The organism is Chitinophaga sp. (genome assembly GCF_035538455.1).
Lineage (GTDB): Bacteria > Bacteroidota > Bacteroidia > Chitinophagales > Chitinophagaceae > Chitinophaga.
This window is the reverse complement of the sequence record NZ_DATLKJ010000268.1, coordinates 1-16,889: the sequence shown is the minus strand read 5'-3', so window position 1 is coordinate 16,889 and position 16,889 is coordinate 1. Positions and strand designations below refer to the sequence as shown.

The 16,889-nt window shown below is 45.2% G+C and carries 16 protein-coding genes, 1 tRNA gene and 1 pseudogene; 12 read left to right on the top strand and 6 right to left on the bottom strand.

Annotated features, from left to right (window positions below; genetic code table 11):
- Positions 1 to 75 precede the first annotated feature (75 nt).
- From VM802_RS30590 to rimP, 5 genes are all read right to left on the bottom strand, one after another.
- On the bottom strand, positions 76 to 1,803 hold the full coding sequence (locus VM802_RS30590; RefSeq protein ID WP_325538045.1) for an amidophosphoribosyltransferase: 1,728 nt from the start codon (positions 1,801 to 1,803) through the stop codon (positions 76 to 78).
- A gap of 247 nt (positions 1,804 to 2,050) precedes the next feature.
- Positions 2,051 to 3,433 (bottom strand): peptidylprolyl isomerase, encoded by a 1,383-nt coding sequence (locus tag VM802_RS30585; protein WP_325538043.1) that lies wholly within the window; start codon positions 3,431 to 3,433, stop codon positions 2,051 to 2,053.
- Between the two features lie 201 nt (positions 3,434 to 3,634).
- Positions 3,635 to 7,285 (bottom strand): translation initiation factor IF-2, encoded by a 3,651-nt coding sequence (infB, locus tag VM802_RS30580; protein ID WP_325538041.1) that lies wholly within the window; start codon positions 7,283 to 7,285, stop codon positions 3,635 to 3,637.
- Between the two features lie 91 nt (positions 7,286 to 7,376).
- Positions 7,377 to 8,624 (bottom strand): transcription termination factor NusA, encoded by a 1,248-nt coding sequence (gene nusA, locus VM802_RS30575; protein ID WP_325538039.1) that lies wholly within the window; start codon positions 8,622 to 8,624, stop codon positions 7,377 to 7,379.
- A gap of 16 nt (positions 8,625 to 8,640) precedes the next feature.
- Positions 8,641 to 9,105 (bottom strand): ribosome maturation factor RimP, encoded by a 465-nt coding sequence (gene rimP, locus VM802_RS30570; RefSeq protein WP_325538037.1) that lies wholly within the window; start codon positions 9,103 to 9,105, stop codon positions 8,641 to 8,643.
- A gap of 159 nt (positions 9,106 to 9,264) precedes the next feature.
- On the opposite strand from rimP, the gene VM802_RS30565 reads away from it, so the two are divergent.
- From VM802_RS30565 to VM802_RS30555, 3 genes are all read left to right on the top strand, one after another.
- Positions 9,265 to 9,561, top strand: coding sequence for a DUF2752 domain-containing protein (locus VM802_RS30565; RefSeq protein ID WP_325538035.1), 297 nt, complete (start codon positions 9,265 to 9,267; stop codon positions 9,559 to 9,561).
- 15 nt (positions 9,562 to 9,576) lie between these two features.
- Complete coding sequence (locus tag VM802_RS30560) at positions 9,577 to 9,927, top strand: TM2 domain-containing protein (RefSeq protein WP_325538033.1); 351 nt, start codon at positions 9,577 to 9,579, stop codon at positions 9,925 to 9,927.
- Positions 9,928 to 10,007: 80 nt separating this feature from the next.
- Positions 10,008 to 10,268 (top strand): DUF4834 family protein, encoded by a 261-nt coding sequence (locus VM802_RS30555; protein WP_325538031.1) that lies wholly within the window; start codon positions 10,008 to 10,010, stop codon positions 10,266 to 10,268.
- Positions 10,269 to 10,307: 39 nt separating this feature from the next.
- On the opposite strand, the gene VM802_RS30550 is transcribed toward VM802_RS30555, so the two are convergent.
- Positions 10,308 to 10,937 carry an HAD family hydrolase gene (locus tag VM802_RS30550; RefSeq protein WP_325538029.1) on the bottom strand — a complete coding sequence of 210 codons (630 nt, stop codon included), beginning with the start codon at positions 10,935 to 10,937 and terminating at the stop codon, positions 10,308 to 10,310.
- A gap of 143 nt (positions 10,938 to 11,080) precedes the next feature.
- Between VM802_RS30550 and VM802_RS30545 the strand changes: the two genes are divergently transcribed.
- From VM802_RS30545 to VM802_RS30505, 9 genes and pseudogenes are all read left to right on the top strand, one after another.
- Positions 11,081 to 11,154 (top strand) — tRNA-Ile (locus tag VM802_RS30545).
- A 328-nt stretch (positions 11,155 to 11,482) separates the two neighbouring features.
- Complete coding sequence (locus VM802_RS30540; RefSeq protein WP_325538027.1) at positions 11,483 to 12,283, top strand: hypothetical protein; 801 nt, start codon at positions 11,483 to 11,485, stop codon at positions 12,281 to 12,283.
- Between the two features lie 86 nt (positions 12,284 to 12,369).
- Positions 12,370 to 12,789, top strand: a complete 420-nt coding sequence (locus VM802_RS30535) for a helix-turn-helix domain-containing protein (RefSeq protein WP_325538025.1) — start codon at positions 12,370 to 12,372, stop codon at positions 12,787 to 12,789.
- Positions 12,767 to 13,756 (top strand): DUF8464 domain-containing protein, encoded by a 990-nt coding sequence (locus VM802_RS30530; RefSeq protein WP_325538023.1) that lies wholly within the window; start codon positions 12,767 to 12,769, stop codon positions 13,754 to 13,756. The genes VM802_RS30535 and VM802_RS30530 overlap by 23 nt, the downstream gene beginning before the upstream one ends.
- A 75-nt stretch (positions 13,757 to 13,831) precedes the next feature.
- Positions 13,832 to 14,140 (top strand): hypothetical protein, encoded by a 309-nt coding sequence (locus VM802_RS30525; RefSeq protein WP_325538021.1) that lies wholly within the window; start codon positions 13,832 to 13,834, stop codon positions 14,138 to 14,140.
- A 195-nt stretch (positions 14,141 to 14,335) separates the two neighbouring features.
- Complete coding sequence (locus VM802_RS30520) at positions 14,336 to 14,695, top strand: plasmid mobilization protein (RefSeq protein ID WP_325538019.1); 360 nt, start codon at positions 14,336 to 14,338, stop codon at positions 14,693 to 14,695.
- Entirely contained in the window at positions 14,685 to 15,647 is a 963-nt protein-coding gene (locus tag VM802_RS30515) for a relaxase/mobilization nuclease domain-containing protein (RefSeq protein WP_325538017.1), read from the top strand. The genes VM802_RS30520 and VM802_RS30515 overlap by 11 nt, the downstream gene beginning before the upstream one ends.
- 33 nt (positions 15,648 to 15,680) lie before the next feature.
- A complete protein-coding gene (locus VM802_RS30510) occupies positions 15,681 to 16,277 on the top strand; it encodes a hypothetical protein (RefSeq protein ID WP_325538015.1) in 597 nt (198 codons plus the stop codon).
- Between the two features lie 180 nt (positions 16,278 to 16,457).
- Positions 16,458 to 16,751: pseudogene (locus VM802_RS30505) on the top strand (helix-turn-helix domain-containing protein); the annotation flags it as partial.
- Positions 16,752 to 16,889: the final 138 nt, after the last annotated feature.

The window sequence follows — 16,889 nt, the reverse complement described above, 5'->3', positions numbered from 1 at the left end:
TTTTTATTGTAGTAATTATCGATCTCCGCTGCATTTTTAAATATCTAAATACCTAAATAAAAAAATATATAAATACTAATATCCTCTTTCGTTCTTGCCTTCCATAAAGTTCATGAAAGCCTTGTTTACAACCCTGTTGCCACCTGCTGTGGGATAGTTTCCGGTAAAGTACCAGTCGCCAAGATTGTTTGGGCAGGCATCATGCAGGCTTTCAATAGACTGATAGATCACTTCTATTTTAGCGCTGATACCGGGAGGAGTGAGTATTTCCGCAATTTTTGCAGAAATCTCTTCCGGGGTGAAAGGCTTATAGATATTCTTTACTACGTTTTGTGCGTGCAGTGTGTTGGTGCGTTGGAGCTCCTTACACAAGCCATATGCTTCATGCAGAATATGCTCCTTGCCATGATCTTTCAGTAGTGCTATCCCTGCCTGGAAAGCCACGAAATCGCCCATTTTGCTCATATCAATACCATAGCAATCCGGATAGCGTATCTGCGGTGCGGAAGAGACAATGATGATACGTTTGGGACCCAGCCTGTCCAGCATTTTAATAATGCTTTCTTTCAGAGTGGTTCCTCTTACGATAGAATCATCTATCACCACCAGCGTATCCACACCAGGTCTTACAGTACCATAGGTAATATCATAAACGTGCTGCACCATTTCATTACGACTGGAATCTTCTGTAATGAAGGTTCTCATTTTTACGTCTTTGATGGCGATCTTATCGATACGGATGCGCCGGTTGACCATCTCTGTCAGCTTCTCTTCATCAAAGTCATTACCCCAGGCTAGGATGCGCTCTACCTTGATTTTATTCAGGTAGTCTTCCAGTCCTTTCAGCAGGCCATAGAAGGCAACTTCGGCGGTATTGGGGATGAAAGAGAAGATGGTGTTACGGAGGTCATTATCGATGGCTTTCAGCACAGAGCCAGATAAGTTACGGCCTAATGATGTACGTTCTTTATATATCTTTTCGTCGTTGCCACGGGAGAAGTAGATCCTTTCGAAGCTGCAGGCTTTACGCTCTTTAGGTTCCAGGATTTCTTCTATTGAATATTCGCCGGTGTTTTTTACAATGAGCGCGTTACCGGGCATCAGTTCGAGTACTTCGTTTTCCCCAACATTGAAAGTGGTGCGGATGGCGGCTCTCTCGGAGGCGCCAACGATCACATCTTCGTTGATGTAGTAATAAGCCGGGCGGATGCCATGGGGATCGCGGATCACGAATGAATCGCCGGAACCGATGAGACCACAGGCGTGATAACCGCCATCGAACAATGAGAATGACTGTTGGAGGATACGTTTTACATCCAGCCCGTTGCGGCGCTCTTCATCTTCTTTTGAGAGGAAGTGATGCACTGTTTCGAGCATGGCAGCCAGGTCGCTGTTTTTGTGGACATCGCCGGGTTGCACTTTTACAAACTGGAACAGTTCATCTGCATTTACCAGGTTGAAGTTACCTGCCATTGTGAGGTTGCGGGCAGGGATGGTATTGTATCTTACAAAAGGATGGCAGAGTTCTACGTTGTTTTTTCCCTGTGTGGCGTAGCGGATATGTCCCATCATCAGCTCACCCAGGAATTTGATATGTCCTTTCATCAGGCCGGGGTACTTGGTGATCTCCGGCTGATATTTTTCGATTTCCTGGATCTCTTCGCGGATCTTGCTGAAGACCTCTCCGATGGCCTGCGGCGCAGCGCTTCGGATACGATGCATAAAAGGAACTCCGGGTTCTGTGTCCAGCTTCACCGCAGCTACACCAGCGCCATCCTGGCCCCTGTTGTGCTGTTTCTCCATGAGCAGGTACAGTTTGTTGAGCCCATAGAAAACGGTTCCATATTTTTGTTGGTAATAAGAGAATGGTTTTCTTAATCTAATGAATGCCAAACCGCATTCATGTTTGATCGCATCACTCATCGCAGAAAATTGAAAACGCAAAGGTACGGCATATTTATTAAAATACTTAGCTGCCGATGTTATCATGAGAAAGGGCCTCACGCAGTATTCGCGTGAGGCCCTTTCTCCTAATGATTTATAATAGATTCTACTGTTTGGCAAGACTTGCCATCCACTTACTGATATGTTGACAATCTTTATACTCGTCATCTACATGTACGTAGAAAGTAGGTATTTTTTCGAGCAACCATTTGTTGATGGCTTCAGCACGTTTGATATCGAGCGTACGTTGCTGGATACGTGAATAGTCGTCAGTGAGGTTTTCACGATGCGGCTGCGTCCGGGTTTTCAGGTACACGATGCGGCAGGCGCTGCGTCCGTTTTCATCGGTATATTGTGTAGGTGCTGAGATATGGCCTGGTTTCAGGGTATCCAGCATCATTACGATATCTCTTTCAGCTGGATCATCCAGTTGGTCAATGGTGATCAGGGTACCCTCTCCAGTTTTTGACTGGATCATACCACCGTCAAATTTGGCAGCTGGTGCATCGCTATATTTGGCTACCGCTTCAGAAAATGTGTATTTATTACTGAGGATGCCGCTACGGATACTGTCCAGTTTTGCTATTGACTGAGAGAGGTCTGATTTTGTAACTGCTGGTCTGATCAGGATATGCTGAACAGTAACGTTATCTCCCTGACGTTTGATCATCTGGATGAGATGATAACCGTGTTGAGATTTTACAGGAGATGAAATTTCTCCCTCTTTCAGACGGAAAGCCGCCGCGAGGAAGTCGGGGTCCCAGGTGTTTTTATCGTTACGGTTCAGGGCGTAAACGCCTTTATTATCTTTTACGCCGGGATCCTCAGAATAGAGGATGGCGAGTGATCCGAAATCTGATTCCTTGTTCTGTACGCGCTTCTTGAATTCCAGCAGGCGGTCGATGGCATACTGGTCCATTTCGCGGGTGGCTTTAGGTTGAAGTATGATCTGACCCACTTCCAGTTCTGATTCGTAAAACTTCAGGCTGTCTTTGGGAATGGCGTCGAAATAGCGTTTTACTTCAGAGGGGGTTACCTTTACCGATTCCACGATTTTGTTACGCATTGCCTGAGACAGCAGCCCTTCTTTAATAGGCTGGCGAAAGCGTTCGCGGAGCTGGTATACAGAGTAACCGGTTATTTCTTTCATTTTTTCTTTGGAACCATACATCTGCTCAAAGTAGCGGATACGGTTTTCCATCTGGGCTTCTACTTCTCCATCACTTACAGGCAAGCTGTCGCGCTCTGCCTGTAATACCATTACCTTCTGGGATATCAGCATCTCCATGATATTGCAGGGCGCCTGTGGTGGGATATTACCATCCGGGGAGTTGCGCTGCTGATCAGCCAGGGCACCATCCATATCAGATTTAAGGATGATCTTATCACCTACAACACCGATAATTTTGTCTGCCACCAGTCTCTGTTGGGCTGCAGCGGCCTGCCACAACAACAGTGTACCAGCAGAAAATGCCAAAAGTTTCTTCATATAAAAGCGGTAAAATTCAAAAATAACCAATTAAAGATCAGGACTGTATTTAATTACAATGGTTTAACAAGCTTTTAGCTTTTAGATATGGCTGGAAATAAAAAGACCAAAGCGAACACATAAGAGATTTTAATATATCCTCTTATATGTCCGCTTTGGTCAGTATTCTAACAGCTGGTATTCAAAAGGTATCAGCTGTTTTTAGAGTGTTCTTTTCACTTCGATTTCTTCAAACCCTTCGACGATGTCACCAGGTCTGAGATCACTGTATCCGCGTACGCTCAGACCGCACTCCATGTTGGCAGCTACTTCTTTGACGTCATCTTTATAACGTTTCAGGGAACCGAGTTCGCCGGTGTGGACTACGATACCATCGCGTACCACGTTAATACGGGTGTTGCGGGCCAGCTTGCCATCGAGTACGAAGCAACCGGCGACAGTAACCTTGTCGAACTTGTAGGTTTCGCGTACTTCGACGTTGCACACCACTTTCTTTTCGATCTTGGGTTCCAGCATCCCTTCCATCGCGCTCTTGATTTCTTCGATTGCGTCGTAGATGATGGAGTAGTTGCGGATTTCGATGTTTTCCTTTTCCGCCAGTTTTGCAGCCTGGGAAGAAGGGCGTACCTGGAATCCGAGGATAATGGCGTCGGAGGCAGTGGCCAGCAGTACATCAGACTCTGTGATCTGACCTACGGCTTTATGCACGATGCTGATCACGATTTCTTCGGTAGACAGTTTCTGCAGGGAGTCGCTCAACGCTTCCACAGAACCATCGAAGTCGGCTTTGATGATCAGGTTCAACTGTTTGAAGTTGCCCAGTGCCAGACGGCGACCGATCTCGTCGAGGGTGATATGTTTCTTGGTACGTATACCCTGTTCGCGAACGATCTGCGCTCTGCGGTTAGCTGTTTCTTTGGCTTCAGACTCATCTTCATACATTTTGAATTTCTCACCAGCCTGGGGAGCACCGTTCAGACCGAGTACCTGTACAGGTGTTGACGGTCCTGCTTCGTCCATTTTCTGACCACGTTCATTGAACATGGCTTTGATTTTACCATAAAAGGAGCCGGATACGATGGTGTCGCCCTGGCGGAGGGTTCCGTTTTGAACCAGCAGGGAGGCAACATAACCGCGCCCTTTATCGAGGGATGCTTCCACGATGCTACCAGACCCTTCACGGTTTGGATTAGCTTTCAGTTCGAGCAGTTCTGCTTCGAGCAGGATCTTTTCCAGCAGCACGTCTATATTCAGACCGCTTTTGGCAGATATTTCCTGGCTCTGGTATTTACCACCCCAGTCTTCCACGAGGAGATTGAGCTGGGCCAGTTGTTCTTTGATTTTTTCCGGATTGGAACCATCTTTATCCACTTTGTTGATAGCAAATACCATCGGCAGGCCGGCGGCCTGTGAGTGGGAGATTGCTTCCCTTGTTTGTGGCATGATGGCGTCATCAGCGGCAATCACGATAACAGCGATGTCGGCTGCTTTGGCACCACGGGCACGCATCGCGGTGAACGCTTCGTGACCAGGTGTATCGAGGAAGGTGAGTTTCTTACCGCCGTTGGTAGTTACCTGGTATGCACCGATATGCTGGGTGATACCGCCTGCTTCGCCGGCCACAACGTTGGCGTTGCGGATATAGTCGAGCAGGGAGGTTTTACCGTGGTCAACGTGACCCATGATAGTTACGATCGGAGCGCGTGGTTCGAGATCTTCCGGTGCGTCTACATCATCCTCTTCTTCAGACTCTTCGACTGCATCCAGGCCGATAAATTCCACTTCGTAACCGAATTCGCCGGCTACCAGTTCAATTACTTCAGCATCGAGGCGCTGGTTGATAGACACCATGATACCGAGGCCCATACATTTGGAGATCACTTCAGCGAAGCTCACATCCATCAGATTGGCCAGTTCACTTACGGAAACGAATTCAGTAACCTGGAGTTTGTTGTCTTGAACGCCCTCTTTGGCTTTCTGGCTGGCACGTTCTTCACGTTTTTCCCTACGGTGTTTGGCTTTCACGTTTTTACCGCGACCGCCGCCACCGAGTTTGGCCATTGTTTCCTTGATCTTGTTCTGTATCTCGTTTTTATCGATTTCTTTCTCTTCAACAGTGCGTTTATCATCTCTCTTGTTGAATCCGCCGCCCTGGCCGGGTCTGTTGAATCCACCGCCATGACCACCAGGTCTGTTGCCTTGTTGGTTGCCACCGCGGTTAAATCCGCCACCTTGCTGGCCTGGTCTGCCGCCTTGCTGCTGACCACCGCCTCTGTTGAATCCGCCGCCGCCTTGCTGCTGGCCGCCTCTATTGAAGCCACCACCACCCTGCTGACCACCTTGTTGCTGGCCATGCTGGCGGTTGCCATGACGGTTATCGCCGCCTTGCTGGCGGTTGCCTCCATGTTGTCCATGTTGACCACCTTGCTGACCGTGTTGGCCGCCTTGTTGCCCATGCTGTCCATGTTGGCGGTTACCTTGATGACCCTGGTGTCCCTGGTGGTGACCCTGATGCCCTTGATTTCCACCTTCTTTGCCTTCTTTGAAGTCTTTAGGCTGGATAGGTTCAGGTTTCTTCTCCACGATGATACGTTTGCGTTTACGTTTTTCATCGCGGTTGAAGTTGTTGTTTTTATTATTGTCGCGTCTGTCGGATTGAACCGGCAGTTCGATTTTACCGATCACTTTCGGGCCGGTTAATTTCTCGGCCTGAATGTTTGAGATAACCGCACTACCCTGTTCATCCTGCTGTTGTGCAGGAGGGGTTTGCTGGTTGTTATCAGTAGCAGCAGGCGCAACGTGACGGTCTTCCTTTACAGGCTCCTTCACGGGAGTAGCAGCTGGTTCCTTTACCACAGCGGGTTTTGCCTCTTGTAATACTTCTTCCACTTTATTAACTACAGGTTTATCTTGAACCGGTGCGGCTTTTTCCGTTTGATCTGTCGTATCGGTTGTATCTGGTTTCGTTACTTTCTCTGCTTGTGGTGCGGGTGCTGGTTTTTCAGCAGTTTCCGCGGGGCCGGCAGTCTTTTCAGCGCTGGCAGGAGTAGCGGCAACCACCGGTTTGGGTTCCGGTTGTTTTTCGGCTACGGGAGGAGGAGTAACGGGTTGTTTTTCCTCTTTAGCGGCCGGAGGTGCTGCCTCTGGTTCTGGTTGCTGAGCCGGAGCATCCTGTTCTTTTTTAGTAACAGGTTTCCTACGGTTAATAGCGTCGAGATCGATAGTGGTGATCACTCTCGGGCCATTTATTTTAGGCGCTTCGGTCTTTACTACTTCCGGTTCAGCGGGAGGAGCGGCCGGTGCTTTAGGAACTTCCGCAACAGGGGGTGTTGCAACAACGGGTGATTCCTGTTTGGGCTTCGGTTCCTCTTTTTCTTTAACCGGAGGAGGGGCAGGAGCAACAGCCTGAGGTTCCTGTTTAGGGGTTTCCTTAACGGGTTCCTGTTTGGTTTCAGGTGCTGGTTCTGCTTTTTTGGGCGCTTCCGCTACGGGAGCGGCTTCGTCCTTAGTGTTTTCTTTTTCTTTCTTTTTCGCTGCGGCCTCAGCTTCCTCTTTCTCCTTCTTCATCTTCGATTCTAACACGCTTCCTTTAGGCAGGGCTATCTGGTCGCTTTTGCGTTTGTTAGCCTTGTCCTGCTGGAATTCCGACTGCAGAGCTGCGTACATAACAGCCGTAAGACGGGCATTGGGAGAACCAAAGCCGCCCATATCGAAGCCTTTATTGCCAAGGAAATCGATGAGCGTTTCCTTGCCAATATTAAACTCTTTGGCTGCAGCGAGCAATCGTGGTGTGTTGTTTGTTGTTTCAGGCATATCGTATTTCGGGCCTCCCCTGTTTCCCGTTTTTTCCAAACGGGATGTTTTTTTACGTTTAAACAATAACTCGAAAAAATCAATTCCCCTTCTAATAAGCCCTTTACCTGGGAAGGGTTCTGGCTGGGCTTTATTCTTTGTCAAACTCTTCCTGTAATATTCTTCTTACATCCTGCACTGTCTCTTCTTCCAGATCCGAACGGCGAACCAATTCTTCAGTGGTCAGCTCTAATACGCTGCGGGCAGTGTCACAACCTATTCTTTTCAGTTCGTCTATGATCCATTCTTCGATTTCATCTGAGAATTCCTCCAGATCGATATCAAATTCAGCCTGTTCCTGTGCTTCATCACGGAATACGTCTATTTCGTAGCCGGTGAGTTCGCAGGCCAGTTTGATGTTTACGCCTTTTTTACCAATGGCCAGTGATACCTGGTCTGGGTTAAGGTAAACGGAGGCGTATTTGTTTTCGTTATCTACTTCCATGCGGCTGATTCTGGCAGGTGTTAAAGAGCGTTGGATCAGCAGTTGGATATTGGCAGTGTAGTTAATGATATCGATATTTTCATTTCTGAGTTCGCGAACGATGCCATGGATACGGCTACCTTTCATACCCACACAGGCGCCAACAGGGTCGATGCGGTCATCGTAGGATTCTACGGCCACTTTGGCCCTTTCACCTGGTTCACGAACGATTTTCTTGATAACGATTAATCCGTCAAAGATCTCAGGCACTTCAATTTCCAGCAGTTTTGCCAGGAAGGAAGGATGTGTGCGGGAGAGGATGATTAGTGGCGCATTGTTTTTCATCTCCACTTTTTTCACTACCGCTCTTACATTTTCCCCTTTTTTGAAATAATCTGTAGGGATTTGTTCAGATTTAGGCAAAATTAACTCATTCCCCTCATCATCAAGCAATAAAACTTCTTTTTTCCAAACCTGGTAAACTTCACCATTAACGATTTCTCCGGCTTTATCTGCATATTTCTTTACGAGAATATTCTTTTTCAGGTCGCCGATACGGGCGGAGAGTGTCTGTTTTGCAGCCAGGATAGCCCTGCGGCCGAAATCCAGGATCTCTACTTCTTCGTACAGGTCTTCACCGATTTGGTAGTCTGGTTCAACTAAAATAGCTTCAGAATAAGCAATCTGCGCATTATCATCTTCCACTTCTCCGTCTGATACGATAGTACGACGGCGCAATATTTCCAGGTCGCCTTTTTCTGTATTTACGATCACGTCAAAATTCTCATCAGAGCCATACTTTTTCCGCAGCAGTGTTTTGAACACATCTTCCAATACCTTCATCAACGTAGGGCGGTCAATGTTTTCCGCCTCCTTGAACTCGGTGAATGACTCAATCAGGTTAATACTAGCCATGTTTAGTTATTATATTTTAAAACACGATGCACACCTTTGTGTGCTTTATTTCATTAAGTTTTAAATCTGTTGTTTTGATTTCTTTTTTCTTTCCGATGACTTCCTCGATCGTGATCGCATCATCGTTTACAGCGGTTAATTTACCTTCTTTTACTGCACCGTCCAGTAGTGTAACTTCTACCTTACGGCCAATATTTTTCAGGTATTGCCTGTGCAGTTTCAGCGGTTCATCCAGTCCGGGTGAAGATACTTCCAGTGAGAAATCATTGTTGGGAAACAGTTCAGAGCTTTCCAGCAAAGGATAGAGCGCCCTGTTGAAGGCCACCAGTTTATCAACCGGCACACCTTTGTCTCCATCCAGGAATAGTTTCACATTGTTAGTGGGCTTTATTCTGATGTCTACCAAAAAATTGTCGGGATCATTTACCAGCAGTCCTTCTGCTATTTCCCGGATAGCTGTTATCACGTGTTCGTTTGCCATACAAAAAGCGCGAAGGGGACAATATCTCGTCCCCTTCGTTTGAATCATTTTTCCTTACGCAAAATTAGGATTTTATTTGATTAAAAACAATTTCTTTAACTTGTATATAAATATTTATTGGAGGGATTGCTCGCAGATTTCATAGTTTAAAAAGATATAATGCGAATTGCTTTTTACAGGAAGATCAATCTGGAACTGATTCTGTGGCCGACAGGCCTGCTGCTGCTCTTCCTGATGCAGCCTGACACACAAGGTCCTTCCTGGTGCCTGTTTAAAAATGCAGGTCTCCCCTTCTGTCCAGGTTGTGGCCTGGGACATGGTATTCACTACTTTCTGCACGGACAATTCAAAGCATCCCTGCACCATCACTGGCTGGCACCTGCAGTAACTGTCATCCTGGTACACCGGATCATACAACTGGCCAGGCTTCAATACGAGTCCATTAAACAACTGTAACTATAAATTATCTCTATGACTGATTTCTCATTTGCCATGCTTCCGGGCATTGAACAGGAAGAGTTGCTCTGGCTGAAGGAGCTGACCAAAAATTTCAGCGACGAAAACAAACAGCGATTCCTGGCCGTTTATCAGAGCCGCCGCAAAGATCCACAGGCGATCCTGATCTGCAGCCTGATCGGGTTGGTGTGTGTAGCTGGCATACAGCGCTTTCTGGTGAACCAGATTGGAATGGGTATCATTTACGTGCTCACCCTGGGCTTCTGTTTTGTAGGTACCATCATCGACGCCATTAATTACAGAAAGCTGGCCTGGGAGTTCAACAAGAAGGAGGCAGTAAGCACAGCCGCACTGCTTGGGCTCTGATTAACAGAAAGTTAAAGAAAACTTAAATTGCAGGCAATTTAAAAGGCGCGGAATGTATATTCCGCTAACTTTGTTCTACTATGTTGAAATTTTTGCTTTATATATTCTTCGCCTGGTTGCTGTATAAACTGGTGTTTGATTTTATCATACCTGTTTACAGATCAACCAAGCATGTACGTAGACAGATGAGTGATATGCAGGAACATATGCGCCGTCAGTATGAACAACAGCAGACAACTGAGCAGGGGTATACCTACTCGCAGACGCAACCCCCTCCGCAGCAGAAGCCTGCAGAAAAGCCGCGCAGGGATGATTATATAGATTTTGAAGAGATCAAATAGATATGTTAAAGGCCGGTTTCCTAAAACCGGCCTTTATTTTTAAAGTACGTTCTGTGGCCTGAAGATATCCAGGATCGTTTTGGGTGGCAGCAGATGAATGGTTTGCAGCCCCATTGCCCTGGCTCCTTTTATATTAGGCTGGGTATCATCTATGAACAGTGTTTCTTCCGCTTTCAATCCGTTTTCATCCAGTACCATCTGATACGCTTCCTTATCGGGTTTGCGCTGTCCCATCAGATGGGAATAGTAGGCTCTGTCGAAAAACGTTGCCAGGGAAGGGATTCCTCTGCTCTCCATCAGTATCCTATTAAATGCATCCAGATGAATAGCATTGGTATTGCTGAGGAGGAACAGTCCGTAGTGGTTACGTAGCTGTTGCAGCAGCTGGAGGCGCTGCAGGGGAAAATCGAGCAGCATCGCGTTCCAGGCGTCGCAGATCTGGGCATCAGTGACAGTCTCCGGAACATGCTGACGTATTTCTTTCAGAAATTCTTCCACGGAGACATGACCCGTTTCCAGGTTATTGAACAGGCTGGAGCCGTGAAACTGCGTATACAGCTCATCGAAATTTTCTACCCCCAGGGCCTTAAAGGCTTCACTGGTGAGCTTGTAGTTGATATTCAGGATAACACCGCCCAGGTCGAAAATGATATTTTTAATGCCTTGCATACGATCTAAAGTTGAGCACAAAGAAACCGCTTTTTATTAAAGTGTAGGCGTTGCCGTAAGAAGACAAAAAAAATTTAGGATAATTCAGGAAAATAATTAATTTTGCCGTCCCTTGAAAAAGGGAAATTTCGTTCTTCGGAACAGGTCCTATAGCTCAGTTGGTTAGAGCACCTGACTCATAATCAGGGGGTCCCAGGATCATGCCCTGGTGGGACCACTTAGAAATCAAGCACTTACAGCGGTTTTGCAGTAAGTGCTTTTTTATTTGCACCAAAATTTGCACCATAAGTTCCCGGATAACCGGAATAGTTGGTATAGCTATTTCGCACCTTCTCAATCTGAATATATCAACCAGCAAAAAGCCTTATTTTTATTCTTCAGCAGCAGATTGACTCATGGAACATTTTAAGAAATTCCTGATCAGATTGCAGACATTCAACATCCGTGTTCTTACCCGGAAGCCCCATAATGTAGGTAACCCAGAAATGCGCTATTATGACCTTACCCATGAGAACCCCGTTATGACGTTATCTTTCAGAAATGAGATGAAAGAATTATCTGAGATGGCAGTAACTGACCTGCTGAACCTCACACCTAGCCAGACCCAATACCAGTTACAAAGACTTGACAGTATCAGAAATCGATTCAGACAATTCTGGAAGAACTACTATAAATTACCAGCCCCGCTGGATGAACAGGAAAGCAGGCAGTTTTTTTTCGGGCTGAACCTGGAGGATTTATTTATCGTAGAGGGGCTTGAGTTGGATGGTTATAATATAAATTGTCCGCAGTGTTTTATAGATGATGTTTGTGACTCCGTGCGTCATAGAGAAGAGTATTTAAATGATATTCAGAAAGCAGTAGGACAGATAATCTCACCTGAGAAAGAGTCTCCTTTGCCGGATAGTTCGGCAGGTAATGTGAATGGAGCCCCTATTATTAAAGAACACATATTCCCCCAACTGTTTGCCATATTGAAGGACTATTTTTCGCAAGAAGAACAGGGGAACCTTCAGATACTACTGCAATCCGGTAAATTGGAAACGTCACAGTTAACCTTTAATGGAAATGGAAACCAGCTTGCTGATGCCTTCAAACAATTATATGAAGCCAACTTGATTGTTGGGTGTACTAAAGCCTCCCTGGAACATTGGCTCCTTCAATACTTTGCATATAGGGACAAAGACAAGATCAAGAGATTTACGGGAAAATACCTTAATGATATTATTTCCTCTGATACAAGAAACTGTCAATCCCCAATACTTGACATAAAGAAGAACCGGGAGAGTGGCCAATTTGAGGTGCTTCCTACTCAAAGAACCAAAAGAAACAACAAAAAATACTAGGGTTCCGGTGGGGTTATAGTTTTCCCCCTTGTAACCCTGTAGACCAGGACTGTATCATTGCAAAACAAGAACAAAATTGTGAGGCAATGGACAGAATTACATTTGAACAATTACCGCAAGCAGTAGCCCTGATCCATGAGAAGTTGAACTCAATTGAACAGCTCCTCCTTCAGAAAAATAACCCCCAAGCTGAAGTGGATGAACAGATGACTGTTGGGCAGGCTGCGAATTTCCTTAATCTTTCTGTTTCCGCCCTTTATGGGAAAGTCTGCCGTGCTGAAGTACCAGTGAACAAACGCGGCAAGCGGCTATATTTTTTTAAATCTGAGCTGTCTGCCTGGATCAGGGAAGGGAGAAAGAAAACGTGCGAGGAGATCCGGAAAGAACAGGAAAGGTTACCGGCCGTCAGACGCAGACATAACCCCAATACCTCCCCTGCCATTCCGGCAACAATACACAATCAATCACCAAAAAATCCAACTGATGAACATCCGTCAATTAAATGAGCAGATTGCTATTACCGATTTTCTGGCAAAGGAGGGCTTCATACCTATCCACAGGAGAGGTGATGATTGGTGGTATATTTCACCGATCAGGGATAAGGAGCGAACCGCTTCCTTTAAGGTGAACATCAAACGTAACAGATGGTATGATCACGGAATAGGAAATGGTGGAAGGTTGTTTGACCTGGCTTTGTGCCTATATCCTGGTCTGACGAATGTCCAGGTGTTGGAGAAAGTGCAACGTATTTTCTTCCTTCATCAGCAAAAAAGTATTTCTGACCCACCGCCTTTTGCCGGAGCGGAGGGGAAAAGGCTTGCTGGTGAAGAAAAAAAGATCCTTGTAACCGGTGTTGGGCCAATTGTTTCTCCGGCATTGATTCGCTATCTGGGAGAACGATGTATTCCTCGAGACATAGCCAGTAAATTCTGTTGTGAAACGACATATACTGTAGATGGCCGGTCGTATTATGCAATTGGGTTTAAGAATGACGCCGGAGGATATGAACTGCGCAACCCAGGGTTTAAGGGAAGCAGTTCGCCTAAAAGCTCTACCCTGCTCAACAATGATAAGGATGGCCTTGCAGTATTTGAGGGATTCTTCAGTTTCTTGTCTTTCCTGACAGCTCAACAATATCACACCTTACCTTCTAGCAACTATCTCGTGCTTAATTCTCTTGCTTTTTTCGAAAAAAGCAAACTGCAAATGGAACAACATAGCAGCATTACTCTTTATCTCGACAGAGATCCTGCTGGGTTGCGTAATACCGAAAAAGCACTTAAAGACAGTCCATTGTACAAGGATGGTAGCGATTTATATCAGGGGTACAAGGATCTGAATGAGTGGCTTGTGAAGGAGTTTTATCTGTTACAACAGCATTCACTTGCATTAAACCCGACCAGAAAAATAGGTATATGCAGCGACAAGCCTAGCAAGAAATTACGCAATGGAGGGAAAAATAGATTCCATTAAACAGATCTCTCAGCGAAAATTTAATCAATTCGTCTTAGGCATTTTAAATTTTAACAACCATAAAATTTTATTGGTATGGCAGATTTGAAAAGAAAAACGCTTTCGTTAGAGAGCGGGAAGCAGTTGAAATTATTTGGGGCCAGTATTGCAATCTCCAAAAGTCTGGAAATTGGCGAAGGGTATGCCCCCAACCTTTTTTCTTTCTCTGAGGAGCAAACTAATGGTAATTCTTCCGGGAAAATTATTAATCCTCACGATCTGAACAGGGAAGATCTGATGGAGTTGGCGGACTTTAACATTCAACTTTGGATGAACTTAAAAGCCAATGTCCGCAAGTTCGGTATTGATAATCCTAAAGTCTTTAACCATGAGGCTATCAGGTAAGTATGTTTATCCGTGGATTTTCTTTCCAGTTATCACAAACAATAATGTTACTCAGAAATGAAACGCTGGGAAGCCAATACTACGGACGTATTTTAAGGCAAGCGGTGTTTTCGTAGGACGAAAACGGCTTGCCCCCTGCTCCCGTTGGTCGCCGGGGGAGAAAAGATAAACCAGAAAGAATGAAAATGTGATGTCATGGAAACAGAAGAAGCTGGAAAAAGGAAAGGAGGCCGGCCTGTCAAGTCGGTGAAGAAAGAGACTATTATCCGGGTACGTATTGACAGGTCAGAACTATTTATCATAAAGCACAAGGCGCAAAAAGCCGGGATGAATATCTCCGCTTACCTCCGGATGTCTGCTATAAATGCCACAGTCAAAGCCAGGATTTCCCCAGAAGAAAAGGATCTTGTTCGCAAACTGGTAGGGATGTCCAATAATCTGAATCAGCTTACAAAGGAGTTTAAGAAAGGAGAAATGATGAAGACGGCGGTTCATTTTGAAACTTACCGAGTTAGAATTGATGACATATTAAAGCTGCTGCGAAATGATAAGTAAAGTATTTGACGGACATAGTTTCTATCATGCCTGCCGCTATGTGTGCAAAAAGCCTGGTGCAGAAGTGCTGGCGACCGAGGGAGTACGGAACTATGATCATAAACTTATGGCGGCAGATTTCGTTGACCAGGCTTCAACCCGGCCTTCCAAGAAACAGGCATGCTTTCATTCTGTTCTCAGTTTTCATCCCAATGAAAAGCCGGATGATGCGACAGTTACGGCTATCGCACAGCAATACCTGAAAGAGATCGGCATTACAAATACTCAGGTTGCCATTACGAAACATACCGACAAGGCTCACCTGCATGTACACATCATCGCTAATATGGTAAACAACGATGGGAAGTCAATTTCTGATAAATGGATAGGACTGAGAGGGAAAAGGGCTGCCCAGAAGCTGACAATGGAATATAGACTTATACAGGCAGAAAAGAAAGATCTGGCATTAACCCACCCTGAAGCATTGAGTCAGTCGGAGGCTAACCGGTATAAAATATATATGGCAATTACGGCTGCCCTCCCCTATTGCAAAAATCTGCAAGATCTTGAGAGCCGGTTAAAGAAGGAGCATGGTATTGAAGTGCAGTACAAGTATAAGGGGCAATCCCAGGACAGTCAGGGCGTGAGTTTTAAAATTGGAGAATATTGTTTTAAAGGTAGCAAGGTAGATCGGCAATACTCTCTTGGCAATCTGGAAAAGATCCTCTCTCAGCAACAAAGACAGGTTGTTGCTCCCCGTCTGTATCCAGGTAAGGAATATCGATTAGCACCTATCTCTAACAAGAGTCACAACACTACGTTGGCAGATATTTCGGGGATGATTATTAAAGAGCTAACGACCGCCGCTATTCAGATATTGAATGATTTGATGAAACCAGATTATATACCAGATAGAGTGCCATATGAGCTATTTCGTAAACCTAAGAAGCGGTACTATAAGAAGCAGAGTTAATCCTTGATAATTGTATATCTAAAATGATTAGAAATGAACGAGAACCTATTAAATACTGTTACGGAAGTAACGGAGCAGCATGAGAAAAGAATTGCCCAGCAAGAACAGACATTGGATAAATTAAAGTCACAACTTGAAGAGTTATCTGACTTCAAGACGGTACTTACCCGGTTCAATGGTCAGGTCGACACGTTGCGCTCCGTCAGTGATCAATGGCCAAAACTGGCAAAAGAGGTAGTATTACTAAAGGAACGGTTGAGCCAAACTATGGATGCTCTGTCTCGCCCTATTGAGCAAAAGCATCATCATTACGTCAGTAAAATAGCCTGGATAGCGGCAGGTCTCTTTTTAGTATTATCACTGACAGTATGCGGTTGGTATATGACACATCAGCGCCTTCAGGAATTTATTAGTAATGACACCAAGTATCGTTACTTGAAAATCCAGAATGATAAAGAGCTTCGCCAGTTGGTAAGAAGAGTTGATGACCAGGTACAAGCTAACCCCTACTTTATGCGGGATAGTGTACTGAAAGTGGAAGAGGATAATCAGCGGAGACTGGAGTTGTTGGAAGAAGCTTTAAATAAAGAGGCTGAAGCAAAAGCCCTGAGACGAAGGGCTACAAAATAACTTCTTTTAAAGATCGGAAGCTGGAAAATGATCAGATGTTGTTTGCTGGTAGCAAAAAAGGTAAGATACGAATGATTGGTATCTTACCTTTTATATGAAATAGTCACGACTTAATCTGACAGTAAGGGATTAACTTTAAGTTACCACACTTATTAATTAATCCCCTTTAAACTGTCAGAAATGAAAAGTAATGACAAGTTAATCAAAACCAAATTAGGATTGCTGAAGTTAGCAGAAAATTTGGGTAATGTTTCCCAGGCATGTAAGGTGATGGGCTACAGTAGAGATAGTTTTTACCGGCTTAAGGAATTGTATGATACAGGTGGAGAAACAGCACTTCAGGAAATAAGCAGATCAAAACCTATTTTGAAGAATCGAGTTGAGCCAATGGTCGAGGAAGCGGTTGTTAAGCTTGCTTTTGACTATCCCGCTTATGGACAGCAACGGGTAAGCAATGAGCTGAAGAAACATGGTAAGCCCACGGCTAAATACGTCTTGCAAAATTCAGTGAGATCGTATGACCAAGGTTATTTTCCAAGTTTGTAACGATGAGGAAGGAGTTCTTCTATTCTATTGATAGGGTGATCGGCTATCCTATGTAGTATATCTTTG

Coding starts and splice junctions, on each gene's coding strand:
- VM802_RS30590 (WP_325538045.1), bottom strand. CDS start 1,803: ATGGAGAAACAGCACAACAGGGGCCAGGATGGCGCTGGTGTAGCTGCG.
- VM802_RS30585 (WP_325538043.1), bottom strand. CDS start 3,433: ATGAAGAAACTTTTGGCATTTTCTGCTGGTACACTGTTGTTGTGGCAG.
- nusA (WP_325538039.1), bottom strand. CDS start 8,624: ATGGCTAGTATTAACCTGATTGAGTCATTCACCGAGTTCAAGGAGGCG.
- rimP (WP_325538037.1), bottom strand. CDS start 9,105: ATGGCAAACGAACACGTGATAACAGCTATCCGGGAAATAGCAGAAGGA.
- VM802_RS30565 (WP_325538035.1), top strand. CDS start 9,265: ATGCGAATTGCTTTTTACAGGAAGATCAATCTGGAACTGATTCTGTGG.
- VM802_RS30560 (WP_325538033.1), top strand. CDS start 9,577: ATGACTGATTTCTCATTTGCCATGCTTCCGGGCATTGAACAGGAAGAG.
- VM802_RS30555 (WP_325538031.1), top strand. CDS start 10,008: ATGTTGAAATTTTTGCTTTATATATTCTTCGCCTGGTTGCTGTATAAA.
- VM802_RS30550 (WP_325538029.1), bottom strand. CDS start 10,937: ATGCAAGGCATTAAAAATATCATTTTCGACCTGGGCGGTGTTATCCTG.
- VM802_RS30540 (WP_325538027.1), top strand. CDS start 11,483: ATGAAAGAATTATCTGAGATGGCAGTAACTGACCTGCTGAACCTCACA.
- VM802_RS30535 (WP_325538025.1), top strand. CDS start 12,370: ATGGACAGAATTACATTTGAACAATTACCGCAAGCAGTAGCCCTGATC.
- VM802_RS30530 (WP_325538023.1), top strand. CDS start 12,767: ATGAACATCCGTCAATTAAATGAGCAGATTGCTATTACCGATTTTCTG.
- VM802_RS30525 (WP_325538021.1), top strand. CDS start 13,832: ATGGCAGATTTGAAAAGAAAAACGCTTTCGTTAGAGAGCGGGAAGCAG.
- VM802_RS30520 (WP_325538019.1), top strand. CDS start 14,336: ATGGAAACAGAAGAAGCTGGAAAAAGGAAAGGAGGCCGGCCTGTCAAG.
- VM802_RS30515 (WP_325538017.1), top strand. CDS start 14,685: ATGATAAGTAAAGTATTTGACGGACATAGTTTCTATCATGCCTGCCGC.
- VM802_RS30510 (WP_325538015.1), top strand. CDS start 15,681: ATGAACGAGAACCTATTAAATACTGTTACGGAAGTAACGGAGCAGCAT.